We start from the raw sequence: 22,194 nt of genomic DNA, 5'->3' as shown, positions 1-22,194 counted from the left end.
ATGAGTTATGTGGAGAACCCGGAGCAGCGCGGCTGGATGATCGCTGAGGTCGCCGCGGTGCCCGGGGTACGAGAGGTGATCGTCTTCAGCGCGGACGGTCTGCTCCTGGCCAGTTCCGAGGGGATGGACCGGGACTCCGCCGACCGTCTGTCGGCGAACTGTTCGGGCCTGCAGTCCCTCGCGCGCAGCCTGGGACGGGAGTTCGGTGAGGAGGGCGGAGCCGTCCGTCAGCAGATGGTGGAGTTCAACGGCGGATTTCTGTTCATGCGGAGCGCGAAGGGCGCCCATCTCGGGGTGGTGACCGGCCCCGTGGTGGATCCGAAACTGGTCGCCCGGCAGATGCAGGCGCAGGTCATGAAGATCGGTGCCGGGAACCTGAGCAGTCCGCCCCGACGGGAATCCGCTCGGTGAGTGGGCCGGACGGTGAATACGCGGCCAGTGCGTTACGTCCTTATGTCATCACCAAGGGGCGCTCCCGACCCAGCAGTAACACCGTAGGTATCGAGGCCCTCCTCATCGCGGCGGATCCCGTGCCCGAGCTGCCGGTCTCCGCGACACGGGAGGAACGCGCGCTGGTGCGGATGTGCGAGCGGCTGCTGTCCCTCGCGGAGGCCGCCGCCCATCTCGAACTGCCGGTCAGCCTGGTGAAGGTGCTGGCATCCGATCTCGTCGACAGCGGTCATCTGTCGGCGCGTTCCAGCATTCCCCAGGCTGTTCTGCCCGAATCGCAACTGCTTCAGGAGGTACTGGATGGTCTCCGTCGGCTCCGCTGACCGCTATTTGCCCGACACTGTCCAGCAGGCCGTCAAGATCCTCGTGGTGGGCGCGTTCGGCGTCGGGAAGACCACACTGGTCGGCTCTGTCAGCGAGATCGAACCGCTGCGCACCGAGGAGGTGATGACCGAGGCCAGTGTCGGCGTGGACGACCTGGCCTGCACGGACACCAAGACCACCACCACCGTCGCCATGGACTTCGGCAGGATCACCCTCAACTCCCGCCTCGTCCTCTACCTGTTCGGCACCCCGGGGCAGCGGCGGTTCTGGGATCTGTGGGACGGGCTCGCGGAGGGCGCTCTCGGTGTGCTCGTGATCGTGGACACCCGCAGGCTGGAGGACAGCTTCGACGTCCTGGAACAACTGGAGCTGCGCGGGCTGCCGTTCGCGGTCGCCGTCAACCAGTTCCCCGACAGTGAGGTGTACGGACCGGAGGAACTACGGCGCGCGCTCGACCTCTTGCCGACGACACCCGTGGTGATGTGCGACGCACGGGAGCGCACCCCGTCGGTGAACTCGCTGATCAGCCTGGTCGAATACGTACTGAACGTCGGCGCCGTGCGGGCCAGGGAGACCGCCTCATGAACAGTGTCTCCCCGCACTCCCCGCCGCCGGAATGTCCCGTGCACGACTACGGTACGGACCTGCTGCCCCTGTCCACGGCGACCGGTGCGACCGAGCCTCGCGAGGTCTACCGCCGGCTGCGTGAGGACTGGGGCAATGTGGCCAAGGTGGAGCTGGAGCCGGGCGTACACGCCTGGCTCGTCATGGGCTACCGGGAACTGCTGACCATCACCCGCCAGGAGCAGGTCTACTCCCGCGACGCCCGTAACTGGCGGGATCTCAAAGACGGTGTGGTCTCGCCGCGTTCGGGACTGCTCCCGATGATGGCCTGGCGGGCCAATGTGGTCGGGGCCGACGGCCCCGAGCACCGCCGGCTGCGTCAGCCGCTGGACGACGGGGTCGCACGCATCGACCAGCGCAGGGCACGCCGCCAGGTCGAGTCGGTGTGTACGGAGCTGATCGCGGAGTTCTCCCAGCACGGCCGGGCGGACCTGGTGAGCGAGTACGCGACGATCGTGCCGTTGTTGTCCATCGCGTCGTTGTTCGGGCTCGACAGCACCGAGGGCCAGGAGCTTCGGCGCGCGCTCATCGCGCTGTTCGGCAGCGCGGGCGATTCGCAGGACGGCAACCGTCATTTCGAGGAAATCCTGATCGACACGCTGCGCGAGCGGCAGAACAACCCGACCGACGATCTCACCACGGCCTTCATCAACCACCCGAATCTCAACAGCGAAGCGGAACGCCTCCAGTCGATGGTGGTGATGATCTCCTCAGGTACCGAGGGGGTCAACGCCTGGATCTCCCACACGCTCCGGCTGATGCTCACCGACCCGCGGTTCGCCGCCCGGCTGCACGGTGGCCGGCTCGGTGTGGACGACGCACTCGACGAGGCGCTGTGGCGCGATCCCCCGATGAACAACATGCCGGCCCGGTACGCGCTGCGCGACACGGAGTTGGGCGGCCGGCTCATCCGGCGCGGTGACGTACTGATCCTGGGGATCGCCGCCGCCAACGACGATCCGGCGATCCGGCCCGACGAGGACAGCGCGGGAGACCCGGGCAACCGGGCGCATCTGGCCTTCTCGGCCGGCCCTCATGTATGCCCGGCGCAGGTGCCCGCGCGGCTGATCACCCGTACCGCGGTGAACACCGCTCTGCACCTGCTGCCGGACATGATGCTCAGCATCCCGGCCGACAAGGTGGCCTGGCGTCTGTCGCCCTGGACCCGGGTCCCGGTCTCCCTGCCCGTGCAGTTCTCGGCGGCCCGCATCCCGATCCGGTCCGCCCGGTAGGGCGTGTCCTGTCGGGTGCCGCACGCCGGGCAGCGGTCATCGTGGACGGACACGGTGACCGCGCCGCCCACCGTCGGCGGAGAGTCCCGACGGCCGATGCGCCGTGGGACGGGCACCACGCCGGTGTCGCGCGCGGTCAGCGGTCCAGAGGCCGTCCCGGCCCCCGGGGCCCCGGTCGCTCGTCGAGCATCGCCGGGAACTCCCGGTCATGCCGCTGTGGTGTCTGCGGACCGTGGTCGGTCATGATCACGGTCTCCTCGACGCGTACGAGCCGGTACACGTCGTCACCGATGATCACCTGGTCCTCGCCGTCCGCCACCGCCTCGGCCGCTCGCTCGAAGCGCGGGCCCAACTCGCCCCCGTCCAGGGCCCGTACACGCAGGACGTCACGGAGATCCGTCCGCGCCTCGTCCTCGGTGGGAAGGGCCGGAAAGAGCTGCCGCCAGCCCCGGTCCTCGTGGAGCATCGCGGCGTACGCGGTGTAGTGCGAGACCGCCGTACGCTCCCACGCCGGGCCGTCCACCGGGTACTCGCGCCGCAGCGCCTCCTCGCGCTGTCCCAGCTCCAGCAGCCGCCGGGCCGCCGCGTCGTCGAATGCCTCGTCCGCTGCCTCTTCTGAGTTCGTGCTCACACGAGCAGACTGCCTCATCGACACCGCCTCCGAGGCTTCGATACAAGGATTATCCCTGGTAAATCCGGCCATGTTTCGGCCCGTCCGCACCCGGTCGTCCCCGCCGTCCCGTCGCCCGGCACGTGGGCCGCTGCGATCCGTACGGGGCCCGAACGGTCGCACGAGAGAGCCGAGTACGGGAGTATCCCGCCATGGACCACGGAAAGAAGCAGGCCGTCACACTCACCGGTGTCCCCGAGACACTGCTGTGGAATCTCTACCATCGCGCGTTCGCGGCGCGGCAGCCGGCCCCGGTGCTCCAGGATCCCAAGGCGGTGGAACTCGTCGGCACGGTCGGCTATCCGTTCGCCGAGACCTTCGGTCCGGCAAGCCCCTTCCTCGCCCAGGGACAGGCGCTGCGCGTGCGTACCTTCGACTCCGTGGTGCGGGACTTCCTCGCCGAACATCCGGCCGGCACGGTCGTCGCCCTGGGCGAGGGGCTGAGACCCAGTTCTGGCGCGTGGACAACGGCCGGATGAGGTGGATCGGCATCGACCTCCCGGAAACGGTCGCCGTCCGGCGGCAGTTGCTGCCCGACGGCGAGCGGCGCCGTACCCTCGCCTGCTCCGTGCTCGATCCGGCGTGGCTCGCCGAGGTCGGCACGGCGGAGGGGGTACTGGTCACCGCCCAGGGTCTGTTGATGTACCTGCGGCCTCCGGAGGTCCGGGAGCTGATCGCCACCTGCGCGGAGCGTTTCGCCGGTGGGTCACTCGTCTTCGACGCGGTGCCGAGGTGGTTCAGCGCCGCCACTGTGAACGGCGCGATGAGGAACGCCCAGGGATACACCACACCCCCGATGCCGTGGGGCATGAACGCCGGTGAGCTGCACAAGGTGTACGGCGCCCATCCCCGGATCAGGGACGTACGCGAAGTCCCGCTCCCCCGGGGCCAGGGCGTGTACTTCGGCGCCATGGCCCCGGTCGGGCGCCTCATCCCCGGCGTACGGAATCTCCGCCCGACGATGACCGTGCTGGCACGCTTCGCGGAGCGCTGAACGTCCGGATCCGCCGGGCGCCGTCACTGGGGGGCGCCGGCCTCCGGGCACTCGGTGTCATCCACGGCCGCCGGGGAAGTACCGGTCCACCAGGTCGTTGCGGAAGGTGCCCCGGGGATCGAGCCTCGCCGTCAGTGCCTCGAAGTCCGCGTAGCGCTCGTACAGCCCTCTCACCCGCTCCGGGCCCATCGTGAACAGCTTTCCCCAGTGCGGTCGCACGCCGAACGGTGCCAGCGCCTCCTCGATGGCGTCGAGCACCGGCGTCACGGCGGCGGTGTCCGGGACCCAGGTGAAGTGGAAGGCCACCGAATCGCGTCCGTACGCCGGGCTCAGCCACAGGGTGTCCGCCGCGACGGTCCGGATCTCCCCGATCTGGAGGACCGGCGCGATGCGCTCGGCGATCCGGGTCAGCGCGTCGAAGGCCGCGAGGCCGTCCTCCCGCGCGACGAAGTATTCGCTCTGCAACTCCTCGCCGCTGCTCGGCGTGAACTCGGGCCGGAAGTGCGGCAGCCGTTCGTGCCAGGGCCCGGGAACACCGGACTGCTCGGTGCAGGTCGCCGGGTCCATGCCGGGGACCGGGTGGCGGGGGCCGTCCGCGAGCGTGGCGCCGAGCCAGTTGACCGGTGCGGGCCCCGGATCACCGTCGCCGACACGCTGCTTCAGCCACACCTGCTCCACTCGCGCGGTCCGCCAGCTGGTGAAGAGACTCACGCTGTAGGCGGCGCAGAGTACCTCGTCGAACCGCTCGCGCAGTTGCCCGTGCGCGAGCCCTTCGTACGCCCACTGCCGGATCTCGTACCCCGGCACGAGGTCGAGCGTCATACGGGTGACGATTCCGGCCGCGCCCAGGGCGACCACGGCTCCCGCGAAGTCCGCATCGCTCCGGTCGAGCCGGAGCAACTCGCCATCAGCCGTGACGAGTTCCAGCGCACGCACCGCCGAGGCCAGCGTGCCGTTGCCGAGGCCCCCGCCATGGGTTCCGGTGGAGCAGGCTCCGGCGACCGAGATGTGCGGGAGCGAGCCGAGGTTGTGCAGCGCCAGACCCGCTTCGTGTACGGCACCGGTGAACTGGGCGAAGCGCAGGCCCGCGCCGACCGTGACCGTGGCCGCCGCCTCGTCCACCTCCACGATCCGGGGCAGTGCGGCCACCGAGACCAGATCACCGTGCGTGTCCGCGATGGTGTTGAACGAATGGCCGCTGCCCAGCGCGCGCACCGAACGGCTCCCGGCGACGATCTCCCGCAGCCGCTCGACGGACGAAGGGGTGTGTACGCGTGCCGCGTTGAAGGTGATGTTGCCGGCCCAGTTCCGTATCACCGGAGCGACCCGAGCGGCGGAGGCGGCGGGAGCATCTGGTGCGACGGGGGCATCGGGGCGTCCAGGTGTGTGGGGCACGGAGTTTCTCCTTCGCTGCGTTCGGACATGGCGGCCATACCCGCTCGCGTTCTTCCTACCTCATGTGCCGACAGCGGCGACCTGCGTGGTGACAACGAGCGGGCCGCCGCGCCGGAGCTAGGGTGTGGGCTGCTTTGAGCCCCGAAGGAAAGCAAGAAGGTGTCGCCGTGCCCGAGGAACTTCCCGTCGACCGACGATGGGCCGTGGGGGCGCTCCTGGTCATGACGTTCGCGACCGGCTTGGTGGACGCGGTGAGCTTTCTGCGGCTGGGGCATGTCTTCGTCGCCAACATGACCGGCAACGTCGTCTTTCTCGGGTTCTCCGTCGCGCACGGATACGGGCTGCCGGTGGTGGCGCCGATCGTGGCGATGGTGACCTTCGTGCTGGGGGCGTTCCTCGGTGGCCAGCTCAGCAAGCTCCTCGGCGCGAGGCCACGGCTCTGGCTCGGTGGCGCCTTCGCCGGCCAGGCCGGTGGGCTCACCCTGACGGCGCTGCTGCTCGGCACCGGTGTCCTGCGCCCCGAGGGGCGGCTGTTGCTGGTGATCATCGCCCTGCTGGGTGCCTGTTGCGGTCTCCAGAACGCGACAGTGCGTCTGCTGGCTCCACGGGATCTCACGACGACCGTGCTCACGCAGACCCTCACCGCCCTCACCGCGCAGAGCGTGCTCGGGGCGGGGACCGGCACCGAGCCGCACCGCAAGGTGGGTTCGCTGCTGGCCATGTTCGCCGGAGCGGCCACCGGAGCGCTGCTGCTCCAGGTGACACTGGCGGGGGTGGTCGGCCTGGCGGCCGTGCTGGTGGCGGGCGCCGCGTGCCTCTTCGCGCTGGCGCCGGTGGCGGACGCCTCCCCGGTGTGAGCAGGGCCGGTCCGTACCGTACGTCTGTGCCCGCTCGTCCGTCCTCCGGCTCGTCAGCCGTGCTCCGCCTGCGCCAACAGCCGCTCCACGCGCCGCAGTCCCTCGCGGACATTGGGCTCGGCGGTGTGTTCCCGGGCCTCGGACGGGGTCATCCAGCGCAGTGGGGCGTCCGGCTTCTCCGGGCGGGCCGCGTCCGGTTCCGCCGTGGACAGGACGAAGCGCAGGTCGGCGTGTTGATGGGCGGGCTCGTCACCGCCCGCGGCGACCGGCACGATCACCACCTGCACGGCGCACCCGTCGGGATACGGAACGAGGTCGCCGAGACCGGTCTCCTCGCGGGCCTCGCGCAGCGCGATGTCGAGCGGATCGCTCTCTCCCGGGTCGCCGTGGCCCCCGACCTGCAGCCAGGATTTCTGCCGCGCGTGCCAGCGCATCAGCACCCGTCCGCTCCCGGGGTGCACGATCAGCGCGGACGCCGTCGTGTGAAGGGGGATGGAGCGGGACCACGGATCGGCGGCGCTCTCCGCGAGTGCGCGTACGCGGAGGATGTCGGCGGCCTCGGCCGGGTCCCGCGGCCGGTACCGGGACAGCAGGTCGATGATCGGTCGTCCGGTGGCCCGCATGTCGTTCTCCCAACCCGTCAACTCGTGGTGTGCGACCCGTACGACGTGTCGTACGGCGTCGCGGAGTCTACGGACCCGGGTGGGGTCACCAGGATTGATTTTCCGCCGTAACGGCTCACGGCCCGCTGGTCGGCTGGAAGCACCTGCCCGATCCCGCGCCGACAGCAGGGCTTAGCATCGGTTGTCGCATGGACATCACATGGTGGGGATTCGCCGCGCTCGCCGCGGCGGCAGCGCTCGTCGGCTTCTCGAAGACCGCGGTGAGCGGCGCGAATACGGTCAGTCTGGCCGTATTCGCGGCCGTTCTGCCGGCCCGTGAGTCGACGGGCGTGCTGCTGCCCATTCTGATCTTCGGCGATGCGCTGGCCGTTCTCACCTACCGGCGGCACGCGCACTGGCCGACCCTGTGGCGGCTGTTCCCGGCAGTGGCCGCGGGCGTCGTCGTGGGTACGGTGTTCCTGTTCTGGGCCGACGACGCCGCCGTCCGCACCTCGATCGGGGCGATCCTGCTGCTGATGGCCGGTGTCACGATGTGGCGCCGTCGCGGCGTGAAGGAAGCCACGGGCACAAAGGATGCGAGCGAGGCGAAGGAGGCCGGGAACAGCGACGGCCGGGACATGTCCGGGCCCGCGGAGAGCGACGACGCCGGGGCGTCGGCCGGCGGGCGGCTCAAGGCCCGTGCGTACGGTGTGCTCGGCGGATTCACCACCATGGTCGCCAACGCGGGCGGCCCCGTCCTGTCGCTGTATCTGCTCTCCGCGGGCTTCAGGAAACTCGGCTTCCTCGGCACATCAGCGTGGTTCTTCCTGATCGTCAACACGTCCAAGGTGCCGTTCAGCGTGGGGCTCGGCCTGATCGATGCCCGGTCCCTGCTGCTGGACGCAGCCCTCGTGCTCTTCGTCCTCCCGGGTGCGCTCATAGGCAAGGCCTGTGTGGACCGGATCGACCAACGGCTCTTCGACCGGCTGGTGATCGCGGCGACCGTCCTGGGCGGACTTCAACTGCTGCTGCGCTAGCGCCTGTCCGGCGGAATTCCCGATATGCGTGGTTTACGGTGCCTCCATGGACCCGGATCATGAAGGCCGTCCGCACTCGGGCGGCGCCCACGGCAGGCACCCGACCATGGCCGGCCGATGGGCCGCCTTCACCGCGTCGCCCTTCCTCCCCGCGACCGTCCTGCTGTTCATCCTCGCCGCGGCGGCCGGACTCTTCGCGGGTTCGTACACGTACAACATGGCGAATCCGACGCCCCGCCGTATCCCCGCCGCCGTGGTCGGCCCCACCGGCACACCGGGTGCCATCGCCTTTGTGAACGGCATGGAGAAGGAGCTCAAGGCCTCGCTCGAACTCCGCCGCTACGCGACGGACACGGCGGCGCGCCGCGGGGTGGAGCAGCAGGAAGTCTTCGCGATCCTGACGTTCCGCGAGGGCGGTGCGGGGTTCGACGTGGCCGGCGCCGCCGGGGCCTCCGTGGCGCAGGTGCTGACGGATACGGCTTCCGCGGTGGCCAAGGCCGTGCACGTCCCGTTGACCATCCGCGACATCAAGCCTCTCCCGGAGGGGGATCCGCGGGGGCTGGCGCTCTTCTACATCTCGCTCGCGTCCGTGGTCATCGGTTTCCTCGGCGCCATTCAGCTGAGCATCCACGCGCGCGGCCTCGATCCGGCGGAGCGGATCGCGTTCATCGTCGCCTACGCGCTGCTCGGTGGTTTCGCCATCGCCGCGGTGGTGGACTGGTGGCTCGGCGCGCTCGATCTCCCGTTCGTGGAGTCATGGCTGATCCTGGCGTTCACCATGTTCACCACCGGCATGGTCTTCACCATGTTCAACACCCTGATGGGGCGGTGGGCGATGCTTCCGACCTGGGGGCTGTTGGTGCTGCTGGGCAACCCGTCCTCCGGAGGTGCCGTCTCCTGGCCGCTGTTGCCGTCGCTGCTGGGCCACATCGGACGCTGGCTGCCGCCGGGAGCCTCGGTCAACGCCCAGCACACCGCCGTGTACTTCGGCAGCGCACAGCATGTGTTCCCCTTCCTGGTCCTGACGGGCTGGGCCCTCGTGTCCACCGCCGTCTTCTGGTTCTGGCGGGATCGTCATCCCGGTGGCCGGGAGCGCGCGCCCGCGCACGCCGCCACCTCGGCGACCGGCGCCGAGCAGGACACCGGACAGGACACGGGGCGGAACACCGGACGGGACGACCGGCGGAACGACGACGCCGGAGGGGCGTGACGTGGCTGCCGGAATCCCCTGATCGAATACCGCCGCTCCGTACAACCACCAGGCCCGTCCGCTGGTCATCTCAGGCAGACGGCACAGCACGACCACAGCCGGAGGCACCCGCGTCCGGCGCTGCGCCGCGCTCGACCGATCCGCCGACCCGCCGACCCAGCAGTCCTTCGATCGACGGGTCACCGAAACACCGAAACGGGGAACCATCCATGCGTACGCGTCCTGCTCTCGCCGCCGCGGCAGCCTCTCTCACCGTGCTCCTGACCGCGACCGGCGCCTCGGCCGCCGTCTCCGCGCCCGACTCCCTCTCCGCCCCGGCGGCCGCCACCTGCGGCGAGGGTTCGGTCACCGTGACGGCGACGCGGTCCGACGCGGCCGATACGGTCCGTATCAGCGTCACCAACAAGAGCGGCCGGGCCTGCGTCGTCGACCGCATTCCGACCGTCACCTTCGGAGACCTGGACGGCGCGGCCCAGCCCGTACCGCCGGTGGAGAGCTCGCCCTACCGGCTCGCCGCCGGAGGGTCCGCGTACGCCTCGGTGCGTACGGTCGACCCGTCGGCCGAGGCTCCCCGTACCGTCGCCCACCTGACGGTCGCGGGCGACCCGTCGCACCACGGCACACGATTCGACGGGGCCTCGCTGGGATCGCCCGGGGGCATCGAGGTCTGGGAGCCGGTCACCACGCTGTGGCAGCCCACCCGCGCGAAGGCGGACGCGGCCCTCGCCGCCGCCACGCGCTGACCCTCCCGGCCGCGGTCCACAGCCGGCCGCTTACCGGAACATCACGGCGGCCGTACGTCCTTGAGAGGGATGTACGGCCGCCGTGGCCGTTCGCCCTCGCTCCGTCGGCTACGGACAGAGCCGTTACGACTGCGCACAGAAACGAAACAGTGCACGGCCTGGCAGAGTAGAGACGACGATCAGCGGCAACACGTAGTGACAGTGACAGCCAAGGTCCTGTCCGGCCGGCGGAGACCGGCCGGACAGGACCTTGGACAATCGAGAGTCGGACGTGGGCGGAGTGAACGGTGTGCAGCAGGAAAAAATGGACTCGCGGACAGTGGCGGGGGCTCCCTGCTGGGTGACCCTTCTGTCGCGTGAGATGTCCGCCTCCCAGGCTTTCTACGGCGATGTCCTGGGCTGGACCTACCGGCGCGCGGGACTCGGGGACGATTTCTGCGTCGCCCTGTCCGACGGTCTGCCGGTCGCGGGCATCGGGGCGCTGGCCTCCTCGCTCCAGGTCGCCGTCTCCTGGACGCCGTACTTCGCCGTGTCCGACGTGGACGCCGCTGCGGCCCGGATCAGGGAACGGGGCGCCACCGTCGCGGTGGGGCCACTCGCCTTCCATTCGGGCCGGGCCGCCCTGGCCACGGACCCCGACGGCGCTGCCTTCGGCATCTGGGAAGGGGCGGTACGGTCCGACTGGACGGTGGGCCGCGGCAGCGCGCCCGCCTGGCTGGAGCTGCGTACGCGCGACACCGCCGACGCCGCCCGGTTCTACAGCCAGGTACTCGGCTGGGCGCCCGAGACGGAGGACGGTTTCACACTCGTACACGAAGAGGATCACGCGGTGCTGCGGCAGGACGACCAGGTGGTCGCCAAGATCCGTGACGGCGGTGTGCGGGCCACCCCCGACCCGCAGATCCGGCCCCGGTGGCATGTGTATTACCGCGTGCCCGAGGTATCCGCTTCCGTTTCGGCGGCTCTGAACGGCGGCGGCTCGCTGGTCTCCCCGCCGGACGCCTCACCCGCCCTGCGCGAGGCGACGCTGCGCGACCCGGACGGGGCGCTGTTCACCGTGACACCGGGCTGAACGAACCGAACGTACTGAGGCGGGGCTAGCGGGCTCGACGAACCCAAGGATCTTGAGCCGCGTCCTCGCCTCCGGAGCGCCGGGCCGGCCTCACGCGGAGCGCCCGTGTCAGGCCGGCCGCACCGGCGGAACTCCCTCGACCTCGAAGACCACCTCGTCCTCGTAGCACCACCACCAGCCCTCACCGGGTTCGTACGACCGGATGAGCGGGTGACCGGACGCGGCATGGTGCGCGGTCGCATGCTTGTTCTTGGACGAGTCGCAGCAGCCGATGTGTCCGCAGCCCTGGCATTCCCGCAGGTGAACCCAGCTGTCGCCGAGGGCGACGCATTCGGGACAGCTGTCCTCGCTGTCCGGTGTCACCATCTCGACATCCGCCAGATGACTGCAGATGATCCCCCCGAAGCCCTCATCGCTCTTCGCCATAACGCCGCCGCCCGTCCGACCGCAGGTCATTTCGAGTCAGTCGCATTTTCACGGTACGACCGGTCCTCCTCCCCCGCCACTGCCACCGTCGCCGTCGCTGCCACCGCCTCGTCTCCGGCGGAAAGCGGCGGGGCCGCCGTCCGGGCATCTTGACAGTCCTCACACATCGGAGAAGTCTGGACATTCGGCACTCCACCGGTGCCGACGGGGGATCGGGGGGCACCAGGGTGAGACATTCGTGTGCGCGCGCATCGGGAAAGGCCACCGCGTTGAGCGTGGTCGTGACACTCGCGTTATCACTGACCGCGTGCGACTCGGGCGGTTCAGGGGGTGACAACGGCGGCCAGGGTTCTCCGGCCTCGGCGAGCACGTCCGCTCCCGCGCCGAGCCCGACGCCGTCCGTCGACCCCGTCGCGTACCGGCGCGCGCTCGACACCACCCTCGGCCCGCTCGACAAGGCCCTGCGCGCCGTCGACCGCGCGCACGAGGGCGGTGCGCTCAACAAGGCCCTCGGTACGGCCGCCACCGCAGCGGTCACCGCCGCCGCCCAGTTGGACACCACCGAGACACCGGACGACGCCCTCACCGGCAACGCCGATCTCGCCGCCTCGCTGCGCGGCCTGGGGCGGAGTCTCACCGACGCGCAGGCGGACGAGGGCCGGTGCGCCACCTCGCCACGCGTCGAACTGGGCGCGGCCGACGGCCTCCAGCCCGTACGGGACGCCGGAAGCACCCTGGACGGCCTCGGCTATCCCGTACACCTGAAGCTGCCCCGGACCGAGCAGCCGAAAAAGCGCCGGCTCGGCAACGGGTCTTTCGTGAAGGACAGTTGGCGAGGCGGGCTGGGCCGGCTGACCATCGACAACGGCACCGATTCCGACGCGGTGGTGTCCCTGACGCGCGGCAAGCGGGCCACCTTCACCGTGTACATCCGCAAGGGATCCAGCACGACGGTGCGGCGCGTCGGCGACGGCACGTACACGGTGTACTTCAGCGCGGGCGAGGACTGGAGTTCCGCGAAGAGGTCCTTCACCCGCGATTGCAGCTTCGAGAAGTTCGACGACAAGGCGAACTTCAGAACCGTCCAGGTCACCGGCGGCACGCAGTACACCGTGCTGACCTTCTCGTTGCAGAAGACGATCGGCGGCAACGCCACGACCAGTCAGGTACCGGCGGACGAGTTCCCGTCCTGACCTGCTCCTGACCGGCCCTCTGTCCGGCCTGTACGCCGGGCGGTCAACCGTCGCGCGGTCAGCCGTCGCGCGGCGCGGTCCGCTCGCGCAGCGTGGCGGCGAACTCCTCGGCCCGCGCCAGCTGGGTCCGCAGGTCGGCCATCCGTTCGGCGGTGACCTGCTCGAACCGACCCACGCGCGACAGCAGTTCGTCGCGCTCGGCCGGGGTGAGCGGCTCGTCGGCGTCGAGCCGGTCCGTGGCGGCGAGCAGCGCGCGCATCTCGTCCAACGAGAACCCCAGGGGTTTCATACGGCGGATCACCATCAGCCGGGCCACATCGGAGTCCGTGTAGAGACGGAAGCCGCCCTGGGAGCGGGCGGAGGGGGTGACGAGCCCGGTCTCCTCGTAGTGCCGGATGGTCCGCAGGGACAGTTCGGTACGCGCGGCCACCTCGCCGATACGCATGATGTGTTCGAAGTCCACGCCTGGGATCCCGACCCTTTCCGCTCCTGTGCTCGCGCCGCCGGTACGGCCCGACGCCCGCCCGGCCGGTACGGCCCGCACTCATCTCTACCCTAACGTTAGGGTAGAGTCGGCCGGGCCGGGGGCAGCCACGCCGTGCCGCTGCCGAACACCACACACAGCACGTACAGCGCGAACACGTCAGGTTGCCTCCCTTGTCCACTTCCGTACCGTCCACCGCCGCGCGGCTGCGCGCCTTCCGCCCGTCCTGGTCCCGCTCACCCAAGGTGCTGCGTACGGAGGTGCTGGGCGGACTGGTGGTCGCACTGGCCCTGATCCCCGAGGCGATCTCCTTCTCGATCATCGCCGGCGTCGACCCGAGCGTCGGCCTGTTCGCCTCGTTCACCATGGCCGTCACCATCGCGGTCGTGGGCGGGCGCCCCGCGATGATCTCCGCGGCGACCGGCGCCGTCGCCCTGGTCACCGCACCGCTCAACCGCGAACACGGACTGGGTTATCTGATCGCCTGTGTCATCCTCGCCGGTGTCTTCCAGATCGCGCTCGGGGCGCTGGGCGTCGCCAGGCTGATGCGGTTCGTACCGCGCAGCGTGATGGTCGGCTTCGTCAACTCGCTGGCCGTCCTGATCTTCATGACGCAGATACCCGAACTCCGTGACGTGCCCTGGGCGGTCTACCCGCTCTTCGTCGGCGGACTGACGCTCATGACGCTCCTGCCGAAGGTCACCAAGGTGGTCCCGGCGCCGCTGGTCTCCATCGTCATCCTGACGGCGATCACTCTCGCCGCCGGTATCGCGGTCCCCACCGTCGGGGACCGTGGCGCGCTGCCCTCGTCCCTGCCGGTGCCGGGGCTGCCCGATGTTCCCTTCACCCTGGACACACTCACCACCGTGGCGCCGTACGCGCTGGCGATGGCCCTGGTCGGGCTGATGGAGTCCCTGATGACCGCGCGGCTGGTCGACGACATCACGGACACCCCTTCCAGCAAGACCCGCGAGTCCGTCGGGCAGGGCATCGCCAATATCGTCACCGGCTTCTTCGGCGGCATGGGCGGCTGCGCCATGATCGGGCAGACGATGATCAATGTCCGGGTGTCGGGCGCGCGCACCCGGCTGTCGACCTTCCTCGCCGGCGCGTTCCTGATGGTGCTGTGCATCGTGTTCGGGCCGGTCGTCTCCGAGATCCCGATGGCCGCCCTGGTCGCGGTCATGGTGATGGTCTCGTTCGCCACGTTCGACTGGCACTCGATCGCACCGGGGACACTCAAGCGCCTGCCCGTCGGTGAGATCGCGGTCATGCTGGTCACCGTCGTCTGTGTCGTCGCCACCCAGAATCTCGCCATCGGCGTTGTCGTCGGCACCGTCACCGCCATGGTCATCTTCACCAGGCGGGTCGCCCGTACAGCCGATGTCACCGCCGTGACCGACCCCGACGGGAAGTCGGTCGTGTACTCGGTCACCGGTGAGCTGTTCTTCGCGTCCTCCAACGAGCTCGTCACCCGCTTCGACTACGCGAACGACCCGCAGAGGGTCGTCATCGACCTCTCCGCCACCCACGTCTGGGACGCCTCCTCCGTCGCGGCGCTCGACACCGTCACGGCCAAGTACGCACAGCGTGGCAAGACGGTCGAGATCACCGGGCTGAACCAGCCCAGCGAGCGACTGCACAAGACACTCAGCGGTGAACTGACGGGCAGCCACTGACCGTTGGCGGTCCTCCTGGCCTATGCCCCTTGGCTGCGACGGTGCGCGGGACACGGCGAAGCGCTCTCGACCGGGGCGCCCGCGGCACCCGCCCTCAGGGCTTGTAGACCTTTCCCGGCTCGGCGCGTCCCGGCGCCATCAGCTGGGGAACCGTCACAAAGGTGTAGCCGCGCCTCTTCAGCTCCCCGATGATCCCGGGAACGGCGGGCACGGTGCCGTCGTAGATGTCGTGCAGCAGGATGACGCCGTCCCGGTCCGCCTGGTCGAGAGTGCGCTCCTCGATGAGGGCGGAGTCCGTCGTCGAGTAGTCCTTGGCGGTGGTGCTCCACATGATCTGCGCGAGACCGAGTTCGCGGCTGACATCCGAGACATCGTTGTCGGTACGGCCCTGCGGAGGGCGCATCAGCGTGGGCTTCCTGCCGGTGAGCTTCTCGATGGCGTTCTGCGTACGGGAGAGTTCCTCGCGCACCTCGGCGGAGCTACGGTCCGTCAGGATCTGGTGCGACCAGGTGTGGTTGGCCACCTCGTGGCCCTCGTCCGCGATGCGGCGTACGAGGTCGGGGTACCGGTCGACATGGTTCTTGCCGAGCAGGAAGAAGGTCGCGGGCACCTTCTCCTTCTTGAGGATGTCCAGCAGCCGAGGCGTGTGTTCGCAGGGGCCGGCGTCAAACGTAAGGGCGATGCACTTCGCCTTCCCGCAGTCGACCGCACCGGCTTCGGCCTTCACCCCGGCCTTGATTTTCACCCCGTCCTCGGCCCCGTTTCTGACGTCGGCGGCCGAGTAGGTGTCGTACGAGGTACAGCCGCCGACCATCAGGCCGAGCGACGCGACCGCCACCAGGGTGCCGGCCGTACGCGAGCCGAGTCTCGATATGTTCCATGGCATGACAAATCCCTCTACCTGAGGGTGAGCGGCCCCTGGAGGGGCCGTGGCGGATCGACACCGAGCCGCACCGGGGCACACCCGGGGACGGCGCACGCGGCGGGCACCGGTGGCGTGAGCGTGGGTCGGGAACGCGGGAGTCGGGAACGCGTGGGTCAGGAAAGGGCGGGTCGGGAAAGGCGGCGAACGAGGACCGTTCGGTCGCTACGTCGCGCGGAACTCCGGACGCGAGGGCCCGGACAGGGCATGGCCGAGTGACATGCGAAGCACTATACACACCACGTATACATGTGATGTATAGCTGCGCGGATTCAGGCGTCCGCGCCCATCACGGAACCCGCCGCGAGGCCGGCCGTACCGTCCCGCCCTGTCGCCAACTCCGAGGAACCGTCGCGGCTTTACCATCACCGCCGCCACTCCGCCCGGCCGCACGGCATCTCGTACCGCATTCAACATTCCTCGTACACACTGCCTTCACCGGGCCTTCACCCCGCCACTCGAACATCTGTCCCGCTGGGCATCACTGGCATCGGCGAGGAGCAGGAAATGGGCCACGGCCATCACCACCCGCACGGTCACACGCACCACACGCACGACACCCCGGCGGACGCGGAACCGCTGCCCCCGGCCCTCGACCTGAGCGTGCCGGACGGCGAACTGTCCCCCGGCCAGCTCTCCCGCCGTTCGATGGTGCGCCGCGCCGGTCTTCTCGGCGCGGGCCTGGCGGGGGCGAGCGTGCTGGGCGGCGCCGCCTCCGCGGCCGCCGCCGCGCAGACGAGCGGTCCGGGCGGGGCCGGCGGCCGGGGCAGGAGCAACGGCTTCCTGTGGCTGGCGGGCGACCACCACATCCACACGCAGTACAGCAGTGACGGCAAGTACCGCGTCGCCGACCAGGTGCGGCAGGGCGCGCGGCACGGACTGGACTGGATGGTCATCACCGACCACGGCAGCGAGACACACGCCAAGATCGGTGTCGACAAGGTCAATCCCGACATCAAGGAAGCCCGCGACGACCACCGGGACCAGCTCGTCTTCCAGGGCCTGGAGTGGAACATCCCAGGCGCCGAGCACGCCACCGTCTTCGTGCATCCCGGCCAGGGCGAGGTGGAGGTGCTCAAGAAGTTCGAGACCGACTACGACGGCAGCCTCCACCCGAGCACGTCCGCTCCCACGAACGAGGCCCTGGCCATCTCCGGCCTGCGGTTCCTCGCCGACCAGGTACGCCGCCGCAAGGTCGACGACATCCTGATGCTCGCCAACCACCCGGCCCGCCAGGGCATCGACTCGCCCCACGAGATCCGCGGCTGGCGCGACGCCACCTCGGACGGCCACCGGATCGCGATCGGCATGGAAGGCGCCCCCGGGCACCAGGCGGGCGGACTGCCCAAGCCGAAGGGCAGCGGCGGGGCCCGCGGCCTCTACGGGAACGGTCCCGGCGCCAACTCCTTCGCCGCCTACCCCGCGGAGAGCTACCGCACCTGGGGCGGCTTCGACTGGATGACCTCGACGGTCGGCGGCCTCTGGGACAGCCTCCTGGCCGAGGGAAAGCCCTGGTGGATCACCGCCAACTCCGATTCGCACAACGTCTACGCCGAGCCCTCCGTGGTGGGTCCCGACGACGACTTCGCGGCCAACGGCAAGCACGCCGAACCGGTGTACGGCGACGGGCTCGACCTCGCGCAGAACGACTACTGGCCGGGCCACTACAGCCGTACGCATGTCGGCGCCGAGCGGTTCTCGTACGCGGCGGTCATGGACGCCATGCGGGCGGGCCGGATCTGGGTCGACCACGGTGGCCTGATCAGTGGCCTGGACGCCCGTCTCCAGGGCGGCGGACGCTGGGCCACGCTCGGCGGAGCGCTGCGCGTCAAGCGCGGTACGGAGGTCGAGCTGAGCATCGGCATCGCACTGGCCAACGGGGCCAACTGGGCGCAGTTCATACCGACACTGGCCCGGGTCGACGTCATCCAGGGCCAGGTCACCGGGCCGGTCGAGGACCGGGACACCTTCACCGCGCCGACCGCCGGGGTCGTCAAGTCCTTCGAGGTCAACAAGTCGAAGGGCACCGTCCGGCTGACCTACCGGCTCGGCCGGGTCTCCGGGCCGCTGTACGTCCGGCTGCGCGGCACGGACGGCAACCGCACCGCGGTGGGGCTGAACGGTGCCAAGGTCGACCCGGTGGGTCCCGCGGCCGATGTGCCGGGGGACGCCGACCCGTGGAAGGACCTCTGGTTCTACTCGAACCCCATCTGGGTCCTTCCGACCTGATCGTCCGGGCCGGGAACATTCGCCGGTGGGCAGCCGTTGGACTCAGTGAGGGTGTGGATGGAACTGAGTCCCCGGGCCCCATATGAGAATCGCCCATGGGGAAGATCGTTCGGCTGAAGCCCCATGGAGCCTACCGCCGCGAGGCGACCGCCATCCGCACTCTCCCTTCGACGACCCCGACCGGCGCCCCCCGTCCGGTCGGGGTCTCCTGTCGGTCCGGGCACACGGCCCGGTCGGGCACACGACCTGGTCGGGCACACAGCTCAGTCGGGCACACGGCGGAGAGGCGACGGCGGCGCGGATGACGACGGCTGGAGACGAGACGGAACGGCCCGGCGGCTTCGAGGCGGCCACAGGTGACGGCCCGGCGGCCGCAGGGACGCCACAGGCGCGGGCGGCCGAAGTCCGGGTGGCCTTCGAGGGATTGCTGCAGATCCGGCGCCTGACGCACACCGGCGCCGGTGACCCGGCGTCCGTACCGGCCCCCTGGGAGCGGCAGCGTCCGGTACGGGCCGTCGCGCTGGCGCTGGAGGCGTCCGGCATGGCGCCGTCGGCCGTGGACACCTCGGGGCGGCGGACGGCCACCGGGTTCCGCGTCGGCCCCGGCGAGGAGACCGGCACCGCCCGGGTGGAGTGGCTCGGCCCGCACGGCAGCGGCGCCGCCCAGGAGGAGGAGCGGGCCCTGACCGCGTGCGCCGCCGCGCTGGGCCGCCTGGGATGGGAGGCCCTGCTGTACCGGGGCCCGCGGCGACGGCGGTTCCTGGAGGTGGAGCCGGCCGGCCTCTGAGCCACCCTGGGCGCACGCCGGTCAGGCGGGCCCGGTGGCCGTCCTGGACGGATCGCGCAGGAACGCGGCGAGGTGTTCGGCGGTCGGGCCGGGAGCCTCCTCGGGCAGATAGTGGTCGCACGGCAGCGCGTGTCCCCGCACGTCGTCGGCGTACTCACGCCAGACGGACGCAACGTCGTAGTGCCGCCCGACAAAGCTGTGTCCACCCCACAGCGCCAGCACCGGACAGGCGATCCGCCTTCCTGCGGCGGCGTCCTCGTCGTCGTGCGCGAGGTCGATGCCGGCAGCGGCGCGGTAGTCCTCGCAGGAGGCGTGGATCGCGGCCGGGTCGGAGAAGCAGCGGACGTACTCGTCGAGCGCGGCGGGCGTGAACGGGGTACCGCCGCGGTGGCGGGCGCCCATCCGCGTACGGACCCAGAAGTCCGGGTCCTGGCCGATGAGATGCTCCGGGATGCCGTTGCCGGCGGCCAGGAAGAACCAGTGGTAGTAGCCACGCCCGAAGTCGGCGTCGGCATGACGGAAGGCATGGCGCGTCGGCACGATGTCGAGGACGGCGAGGGCCGTGACGGCCTCCGGATGGTCCAGCGCGAGACGGTGGGCGACCCGGCCTCCTCGGTCGTGACCGGCGACGGCGAAGCGGTCGAAGCCCAGTTCGCGCATCACCAGCAACTGGTCGCGCGCCATCGTCCGCTTCGCGTAGGCCGCGTGGTCCTCACGGTCCTCGTGGTCCGGACCGGACGGGGGCTTGTCGCTGTCGCCGTATCCGCGCAGATCCGTGAGGACGACCGTGTGGGTGGCCGCGAGCAGCGGCGCCACGTGGTGCCAGATCAGATGCGTCTGCGGATAGCCGTGCAACAGCAGGACGGGCGGCCCCTCGCCGCCGACACGGGTGTGGATCCGGACACCGTCGGCGTCCACGGTCGCGCGGGAGAACGTGGCGGGCAGCAGATCGCTCATGGAGCGATCACAGCAGCCCCGGCCTGGCGCGTCCAAGACGGATTGACGACCATGCATATAGGCATGTCCTATGAGGGTGCCCGGGGGAAGGTGTCGGATCAGTGTGCCGGGAGGCCGTGCGGTGGATGTCAGGCAGCTGGAGTATTTCCTGGCCGTGGTCGACCACGGCGGCTTCAACCGGGCCGCGACCGCGCTCCATCTCTCCCAGCCGTCCCTCTCCCAGTCCGTCCGGGCGCTGGAGCGCGACCTGGGCAGTGATCTGTTCCACCGGATCGGCCGGCGTGCCGTTCTCACGGAGGCGGGGACGGCCCTGATCGAGCCCGCCCGCAACGCCGTACGGAGTCTCCAGCTGGCGCGGGCCGGGGTGGAGTCCGTACACGGGCTGCGTTCCGGGCGCGTCGATGTCGCCTCCTCGCCCTCCCAGGCGATCGAGCCTCTGACGGGCCTGATCCACCGCTTCACACGGGCCCATCCGGCGGTGTCGGTGGTGGTGCAGGCGGCCTTCACGCCGCGCGATGTGACCGACATGGTGCGCACGGGCGTGTCCGAGCTGGGGCTGGTCGCCACGCCGGGACCGCTGCCGGAGGGCGAGGTGCGCTCGTATCCCCTCACGGAGCAGAGGTTCGTCCTCCTCACTCCCCCGGACGGGCCGTTCCCGCCCGGTTCGGTGGTACGGCACGAACAGCTCTCGGGGCAGCGGCTCATCGTCGGCCAGCGGGGCAGCGGGATGCGCGCGTACGTGGACGGCCTGCGCGCGGCGGGCGTGGACCTGACGTTCGTGGTGGAGACCGAGCACCGGATCGCGATTCTGCCGCTGGTGCTGAGCGGTGTGGGGATGACCGTGGTCGCCGACGCCTGGCGGGGCTTCGCGGAGCAGGCCGGCGCACGGGTGCTGGAGATCGAGCCCGCGACCGGCCTGCGGATCGCCCTGGTCAGCAGGCGTACGACACTCACTCCCGCCGCCCGCGCGTTCCTGGAGTGCGCGACGGGCACGGCCAACGGGGCCCACTGCGGCGCGCGGGACGGATAACGAACCCCTATAAGACATATGCGTTCTGCGTCTTGGACGCGGCACGGGGTCGGTTGCTCCAATACGGGACATGACGAACCATCGCATTGCCCTGATCCCCGGTGACGGCATCGGTACCGAAGTCGTACCGGCGGCCCGCCGTGTCCTGGACGCCGTCGGTGCCCGGCACGGGATCACCTTCACCTACCGGTCCTTCGACTGGTCCTGCGAACGCTATCTGCGCGAGGGCGCGATGATGCCCGACGACGGTCTCGATCAGCTCCGCGAGCATGACGCGATCCTCCTCGGCGCGGTCGGCTACCCGGGCGTCCCTGACCATGCCTCGCTGTGGGGCCTGCTCATCCCGATCCGCCGCGGCTTCCAGCAGTACGTCAATCTGCGGCCCATCCGGGTCTTCGAAGGGGTGCGGAGCCCGCTGCGCACGGCCGAGCCCGGTGCCGTCGACTTCGTGGTGGTCCGGGAGAACGTCGAGGGCGAGTACAGCGAGATCGGCGGCCGGATGAACCGCGGCCTGCCGGAGGAAATGGCCGTGCAGGAGGCGGTGTTCACCCGCGTCGGGGTCAACCGCGTGCTGGACTACGCGTTCGGCCTCGCCGCCCGTCGCGGCGGCCGGCTCACCTCGGCGACCAAGTCCAACGGCATCGTGCACACAATGCCGTTCTGGGACGAGTTGGTGGCCGAGCGCGCCGCCCACCACCCGGGGGTGTCCTGGGACCAGGAGCACATCGACGCGCTCGCCGCCAAGTTCGTGCTGCAACCGGAGCGGTTCGATGTCGTCGTCGGATCGAATCTCTTCGGCGACATCCTCAGCGATCTGGCCGCCGCCGTGGCGGGCAGCATCGGTATCGCCCCGTCCGGGAATCTCAATCCCACACGCGATTTCCCCTCGATGTTCGAGCCCGTGCACGGGTCGGCTCCCGATATCGCGGGACGGGGCGTCGCCAATCCGCTCGGCGCCATCTGGTCCGCGGCCCTCATGCTCGACCATCTCGGCCATCCCGAGGCCGCCGCGCAGGTCACGGACGCGATCGCGGCCGTACTGGCCAAGTCCACGGTCCGTACGGGCGACCTCGGTGGCACGGCGAGCACCGAGGAGTTCACGACGGAGCTGCTCTCGGTGCTCTGAACGACGCGTGTGGTGACGCATGTGGTGACGCATGTGCGGTCGTGGGGGGGGGGGGGGGGGGGGGGGGGGCGGGGCCCCCCCGGGGGGGGGGGGGGGGGGGCGGGGGGGGGGGGGGGCCCCCCCCCCCCCCCCCCCAAAAACCCCCCCCCCC

Annotated in this window: 24 protein-coding genes; 17 read left to right on the top strand and 7 right to left on the bottom strand. The window is 70.3% G+C overall.

Features of this window, described 5'->3' with window-relative positions; all coding sequences use genetic code 11:
* From ACIOJD_RS16430 to ACIOJD_RS16415, 4 genes are read left to right on the top strand one after another with little or no spacing between them, the layout of a single operon-like run.
* Window positions 1-411 (top strand): roadblock/LC7 domain-containing protein, encoded by a 411-nt coding sequence (locus tag ACIOJD_RS16430; protein ID WP_401890856.1) that lies wholly within the window; start codon window positions 1-3, stop codon window positions 409-411.
* Complete coding sequence (locus ACIOJD_RS16425) at window positions 408-773, top strand: DUF742 domain-containing protein (protein ID WP_401890854.1); 366 nt, start codon at window positions 408-410, stop codon at window positions 771-773. The genes ACIOJD_RS16430 and ACIOJD_RS16425 overlap by 4 nt, the downstream gene beginning before the upstream one ends.
* Window positions 751-1,359, top strand: a complete 609-nt coding sequence (locus ACIOJD_RS16420; protein ID WP_401913559.1) for a GTP-binding protein — start codon at window positions 751-753, stop codon at window positions 1,357-1,359. The genes ACIOJD_RS16425 and ACIOJD_RS16420 overlap by 23 nt, the downstream gene beginning before the upstream one ends.
* Window positions 1,356-2,630, top strand: coding sequence for a cytochrome P450 (locus tag ACIOJD_RS16415; RefSeq protein WP_401913557.1), 1,275 nt, complete (start codon window positions 1,356-1,358; stop codon window positions 2,628-2,630). The genes ACIOJD_RS16420 and ACIOJD_RS16415 overlap by 4 nt, the downstream gene beginning before the upstream one ends.
* Window positions 2,631-2,766: 136 nt before the next feature.
* On the opposite strand, the gene ACIOJD_RS16410 is transcribed toward ACIOJD_RS16415, so the two are convergent.
* A complete protein-coding gene (locus ACIOJD_RS16410) occupies window positions 2,767-3,261 on the bottom strand; it encodes a DUF5954 family protein (protein ID WP_401913554.1) in 495 nt (164 codons plus the stop codon).
* Between the two features lie 191 nt (window positions 3,262-3,452).
* Between ACIOJD_RS16410 and ACIOJD_RS16405 the strand changes: the two genes are divergently transcribed.
* On the top strand, window positions 3,453-3,779 hold the full coding sequence (locus tag ACIOJD_RS16405; RefSeq protein WP_401913552.1) for a hypothetical protein: 327 nt from the start codon (window positions 3,453-3,455) through the stop codon (window positions 3,777-3,779).
* Window positions 3,776-4,294 carry a class I SAM-dependent methyltransferase gene (locus ACIOJD_RS16400; protein WP_401913549.1) on the top strand — a complete coding sequence of 173 codons (519 nt, stop codon included), beginning with the start codon at window positions 3,776-3,778 and terminating at the stop codon, window positions 4,292-4,294. Before ACIOJD_RS16405 ends, ACIOJD_RS16400 begins: the two co-directional genes overlap by 4 nt.
* Window positions 4,295-4,351: 57 nt before the next feature.
* Here ACIOJD_RS16400 and ACIOJD_RS16395 read toward each other — a convergent pair whose 3' ends face one another.
* Window positions 4,352-5,611: an FAD-binding protein gene (locus tag ACIOJD_RS16395; RefSeq protein WP_401913928.1), complete on the bottom strand. Its 1,260-nt coding sequence runs from the start codon at window positions 5,609-5,611 to the stop codon at window positions 4,352-4,354.
* Between the two features lie 245 nt (window positions 5,612-5,856).
* Here ACIOJD_RS16395 and ACIOJD_RS16390 point away from each other — a divergent pair, with 245 nt between their 5' ends.
* Window positions 5,857-6,546, top strand: coding sequence for a YoaK family protein (locus ACIOJD_RS16390; RefSeq protein WP_401913546.1), 690 nt, complete (start codon window positions 5,857-5,859; stop codon window positions 6,544-6,546).
* A 53-nt stretch (window positions 6,547-6,599) separates the two neighbouring features.
* Here the strand turns inward: ACIOJD_RS16390 and ACIOJD_RS16385 are convergent, their stop codons facing one another.
* Window positions 6,600-7,169: an NUDIX hydrolase gene (locus ACIOJD_RS16385; protein ID WP_401913543.1), complete on the bottom strand. Its 570-nt coding sequence runs from the start codon at window positions 7,167-7,169 to the stop codon at window positions 6,600-6,602.
* 188 nt (window positions 7,170-7,357) lie between these two features.
* Between ACIOJD_RS16385 and ACIOJD_RS16380 the strand changes: the two genes are divergently transcribed.
* The 4 genes from ACIOJD_RS16380 (at window position 7,358) to ACIOJD_RS16365 (ending at window position 11,210) form a co-directional block, all read left to right on the top strand.
* On the top strand, window positions 7,358-8,185 hold the full coding sequence (locus tag ACIOJD_RS16380) for a sulfite exporter TauE/SafE family protein (RefSeq protein ID WP_401913540.1): 828 nt from the start codon (window positions 7,358-7,360) through the stop codon (window positions 8,183-8,185).
* Between the two features lie 46 nt (window positions 8,186-8,231).
* Window positions 8,232-9,395 carry an ABC transporter permease gene (locus tag ACIOJD_RS16375; protein ID WP_401913539.1) on the top strand — a complete coding sequence of 388 codons (1,164 nt, stop codon included), beginning with the start codon at window positions 8,232-8,234 and terminating at the stop codon, window positions 9,393-9,395.
* A gap of 209 nt (window positions 9,396-9,604) precedes the next feature.
* Window positions 9,605-10,138, top strand: coding sequence for a DUF4232 domain-containing protein (locus ACIOJD_RS16370; RefSeq protein WP_401913536.1), 534 nt, complete (start codon window positions 9,605-9,607; stop codon window positions 10,136-10,138).
* 361 nt (window positions 10,139-10,499) lie between these two features.
* Window positions 10,500-11,210: a VOC family protein gene (locus ACIOJD_RS16365; protein WP_401913534.1), complete on the top strand. Its 711-nt coding sequence runs from the start codon at window positions 10,500-10,502 to the stop codon at window positions 11,208-11,210.
* 108 nt (window positions 11,211-11,318) lie between these two features.
* Here ACIOJD_RS16365 and ACIOJD_RS16360 read toward each other — a convergent pair whose 3' ends face one another.
* The gene (locus ACIOJD_RS16360) at window positions 11,319-11,636 is read right to left on the bottom strand and encodes a UBP-type zinc finger domain-containing protein (RefSeq protein ID WP_401913531.1); all 318 of its coding nucleotides are present in this window, start codon (window positions 11,634-11,636) and stop codon (window positions 11,319-11,321) included.
* Between the two features lie 281 nt (window positions 11,637-11,917).
* On the opposite strand from ACIOJD_RS16360, the gene ACIOJD_RS16355 reads away from it, so the two are divergent.
* A complete protein-coding gene (locus ACIOJD_RS16355) occupies window positions 11,918-12,829 on the top strand; it encodes a hypothetical protein (protein ID WP_401913528.1) in 912 nt (303 codons plus the stop codon).
* A gap of 58 nt (window positions 12,830-12,887) precedes the next feature.
* On the opposite strand, the gene ACIOJD_RS16350 is transcribed toward ACIOJD_RS16355, so the two are convergent.
* Window positions 12,888-13,274, bottom strand: coding sequence for a MerR family transcriptional regulator (locus ACIOJD_RS16350; RefSeq protein WP_401913925.1), 387 nt, complete (start codon window positions 13,272-13,274; stop codon window positions 12,888-12,890).
* 212 nt (window positions 13,275-13,486) lie between these two features.
* Here ACIOJD_RS16350 and ACIOJD_RS16345 point away from each other — a divergent pair, with 212 nt between their 5' ends.
* On the top strand, window positions 13,487-14,992 hold the full coding sequence (locus ACIOJD_RS16345) for a SulP family inorganic anion transporter (protein ID WP_401913526.1): 1,506 nt from the start codon (window positions 13,487-13,489) through the stop codon (window positions 14,990-14,992).
* A 94-nt stretch (window positions 14,993-15,086) separates the two neighbouring features.
* Here ACIOJD_RS16345 and ACIOJD_RS16340 read toward each other — a convergent pair whose 3' ends face one another.
* Window positions 15,087-15,878, bottom strand: coding sequence for a polysaccharide deacetylase family protein (locus tag ACIOJD_RS16340; RefSeq protein WP_401913524.1), 792 nt, complete (start codon window positions 15,876-15,878; stop codon window positions 15,087-15,089).
* A 543-nt stretch (window positions 15,879-16,421) separates the two neighbouring features.
* Between ACIOJD_RS16340 and ACIOJD_RS16335 the strand changes: the two genes are divergently transcribed.
* Complete coding sequence (locus tag ACIOJD_RS16335) at window positions 16,422-18,143, top strand: PHP domain-containing protein (protein WP_401913521.1); 1,722 nt, start codon at window positions 16,422-16,424, stop codon at window positions 18,141-18,143.
* A 301-nt stretch (window positions 18,144-18,444) separates the two neighbouring features.
* Window positions 18,445-18,930 (top strand): hypothetical protein, encoded by a 486-nt coding sequence (locus ACIOJD_RS16330; protein WP_401913518.1) that lies wholly within the window; start codon window positions 18,445-18,447, stop codon window positions 18,928-18,930.
* 21 nt (window positions 18,931-18,951) lie between these two features.
* Here the strand turns inward: ACIOJD_RS16330 and ACIOJD_RS16325 are convergent, their stop codons facing one another.
* Entirely contained in the window at window positions 18,952-19,887 is a 936-nt protein-coding gene (locus ACIOJD_RS16325; protein WP_401913515.1) for an alpha/beta fold hydrolase, read from the bottom strand.
* 121 nt (window positions 19,888-20,008) lie between these two features.
* Between ACIOJD_RS16325 and ACIOJD_RS16320 the strand changes: the two genes are divergently transcribed.
* Both ACIOJD_RS16320 and ACIOJD_RS16315 read left to right on the top strand, forming a co-directional pair.
* Entirely contained in the window at window positions 20,009-20,917 is a 909-nt protein-coding gene (locus tag ACIOJD_RS16320) for a LysR family transcriptional regulator (RefSeq protein ID WP_401913512.1), read from the top strand.
* Window positions 20,918-20,987: 70 nt separating this feature from the next.
* Complete coding sequence (locus tag ACIOJD_RS16315) at window positions 20,988-22,043, top strand: tartrate dehydrogenase (RefSeq protein WP_401913510.1); 1,056 nt, start codon at window positions 20,988-20,990, stop codon at window positions 22,041-22,043.
* The last annotated feature ends 151 nt before the right edge of the window (window positions 22,044-22,194 follow it).

The organism is Streptomyces sp. NPDC088116 (assembly GCF_044741745.1).
GTDB lineage: Bacteria > Actinomycetota > Actinomycetes > Streptomycetales > Streptomycetaceae > Streptomyces.
The sequence above is the reverse complement of the archived record's forward strand: the minus strand, read 5'-3'. Positions and strand labels throughout refer to the sequence as shown.

What these genes read in the sequence shown, in the direction of transcription:
- ACIOJD_RS16430 (WP_401890856.1), top strand. Translation starts at nt 1, where the DNA reads ATGAGTTATGTGGAGAACCCGGAGCAGCGCGGCTGGATGATCGCTGAG.
- ACIOJD_RS16420 (WP_401913559.1), top strand. Translation starts at nt 751, where the DNA reads ATGGTCTCCGTCGGCTCCGCTGACCGCTATTTGCCCGACACTGTCCAG.
- ACIOJD_RS16415 (WP_401913557.1), top strand. Translation starts at nt 1,356, where the DNA reads ATGAACAGTGTCTCCCCGCACTCCCCGCCGCCGGAATGTCCCGTGCAC.
- ACIOJD_RS16405 (WP_401913552.1), top strand. Translation starts at nt 3,453, where the DNA reads ATGGACCACGGAAAGAAGCAGGCCGTCACACTCACCGGTGTCCCCGAG.
- ACIOJD_RS16400 (WP_401913549.1), top strand. Translation starts at nt 3,776, where the DNA reads ATGAGGTGGATCGGCATCGACCTCCCGGAAACGGTCGCCGTCCGGCGG.
- ACIOJD_RS16385 (WP_401913543.1), bottom strand. Translation starts at nt 7,169, where the DNA reads ATGCGGGCCACCGGACGACCGATCATCGACCTGCTGTCCCGGTACCGG.
- ACIOJD_RS16380 (WP_401913540.1), top strand. Translation starts at nt 7,358, where the DNA reads ATGGACATCACATGGTGGGGATTCGCCGCGCTCGCCGCGGCGGCAGCG.
- ACIOJD_RS16375 (WP_401913539.1), top strand. Translation starts at nt 8,232, where the DNA reads ATGGACCCGGATCATGAAGGCCGTCCGCACTCGGGCGGCGCCCACGGC.
- ACIOJD_RS16370 (WP_401913536.1), top strand. Translation starts at nt 9,605, where the DNA reads ATGCGTACGCGTCCTGCTCTCGCCGCCGCGGCAGCCTCTCTCACCGTG.
- ACIOJD_RS16365 (WP_401913534.1), top strand. Translation starts at nt 10,500, where the DNA reads ATGTCCGCCTCCCAGGCTTTCTACGGCGATGTCCTGGGCTGGACCTAC.
- ACIOJD_RS16360 (WP_401913531.1), bottom strand. Translation starts at nt 11,636, where the DNA reads ATGGCGAAGAGCGATGAGGGCTTCGGGGGGATCATCTGCAGTCATCTG.
- ACIOJD_RS16350 (WP_401913925.1), bottom strand. Translation starts at nt 13,274, where the DNA reads ATGCGTATCGGCGAGGTGGCCGCGCGTACCGAACTGTCCCTGCGGACC.
- ACIOJD_RS16340 (WP_401913524.1), bottom strand. Translation starts at nt 15,878, where the DNA reads ATGCCATGGAACATATCGAGACTCGGCTCGCGTACGGCCGGCACCCTG.
- ACIOJD_RS16335 (WP_401913521.1), top strand. Translation starts at nt 16,422, where the DNA reads ATGGGCCACGGCCATCACCACCCGCACGGTCACACGCACCACACGCAC.
- ACIOJD_RS16330 (WP_401913518.1), top strand. Translation starts at nt 18,445, where the DNA reads ATGACGACGGCTGGAGACGAGACGGAACGGCCCGGCGGCTTCGAGGCG.
- ACIOJD_RS16325 (WP_401913515.1), bottom strand. Translation starts at nt 19,887, where the DNA reads ATGAGCGATCTGCTGCCCGCCACGTTCTCCCGCGCGACCGTGGACGCC.
- ACIOJD_RS16315 (WP_401913510.1), top strand. Translation starts at nt 20,988, where the DNA reads ATGACGAACCATCGCATTGCCCTGATCCCCGGTGACGGCATCGGTACC.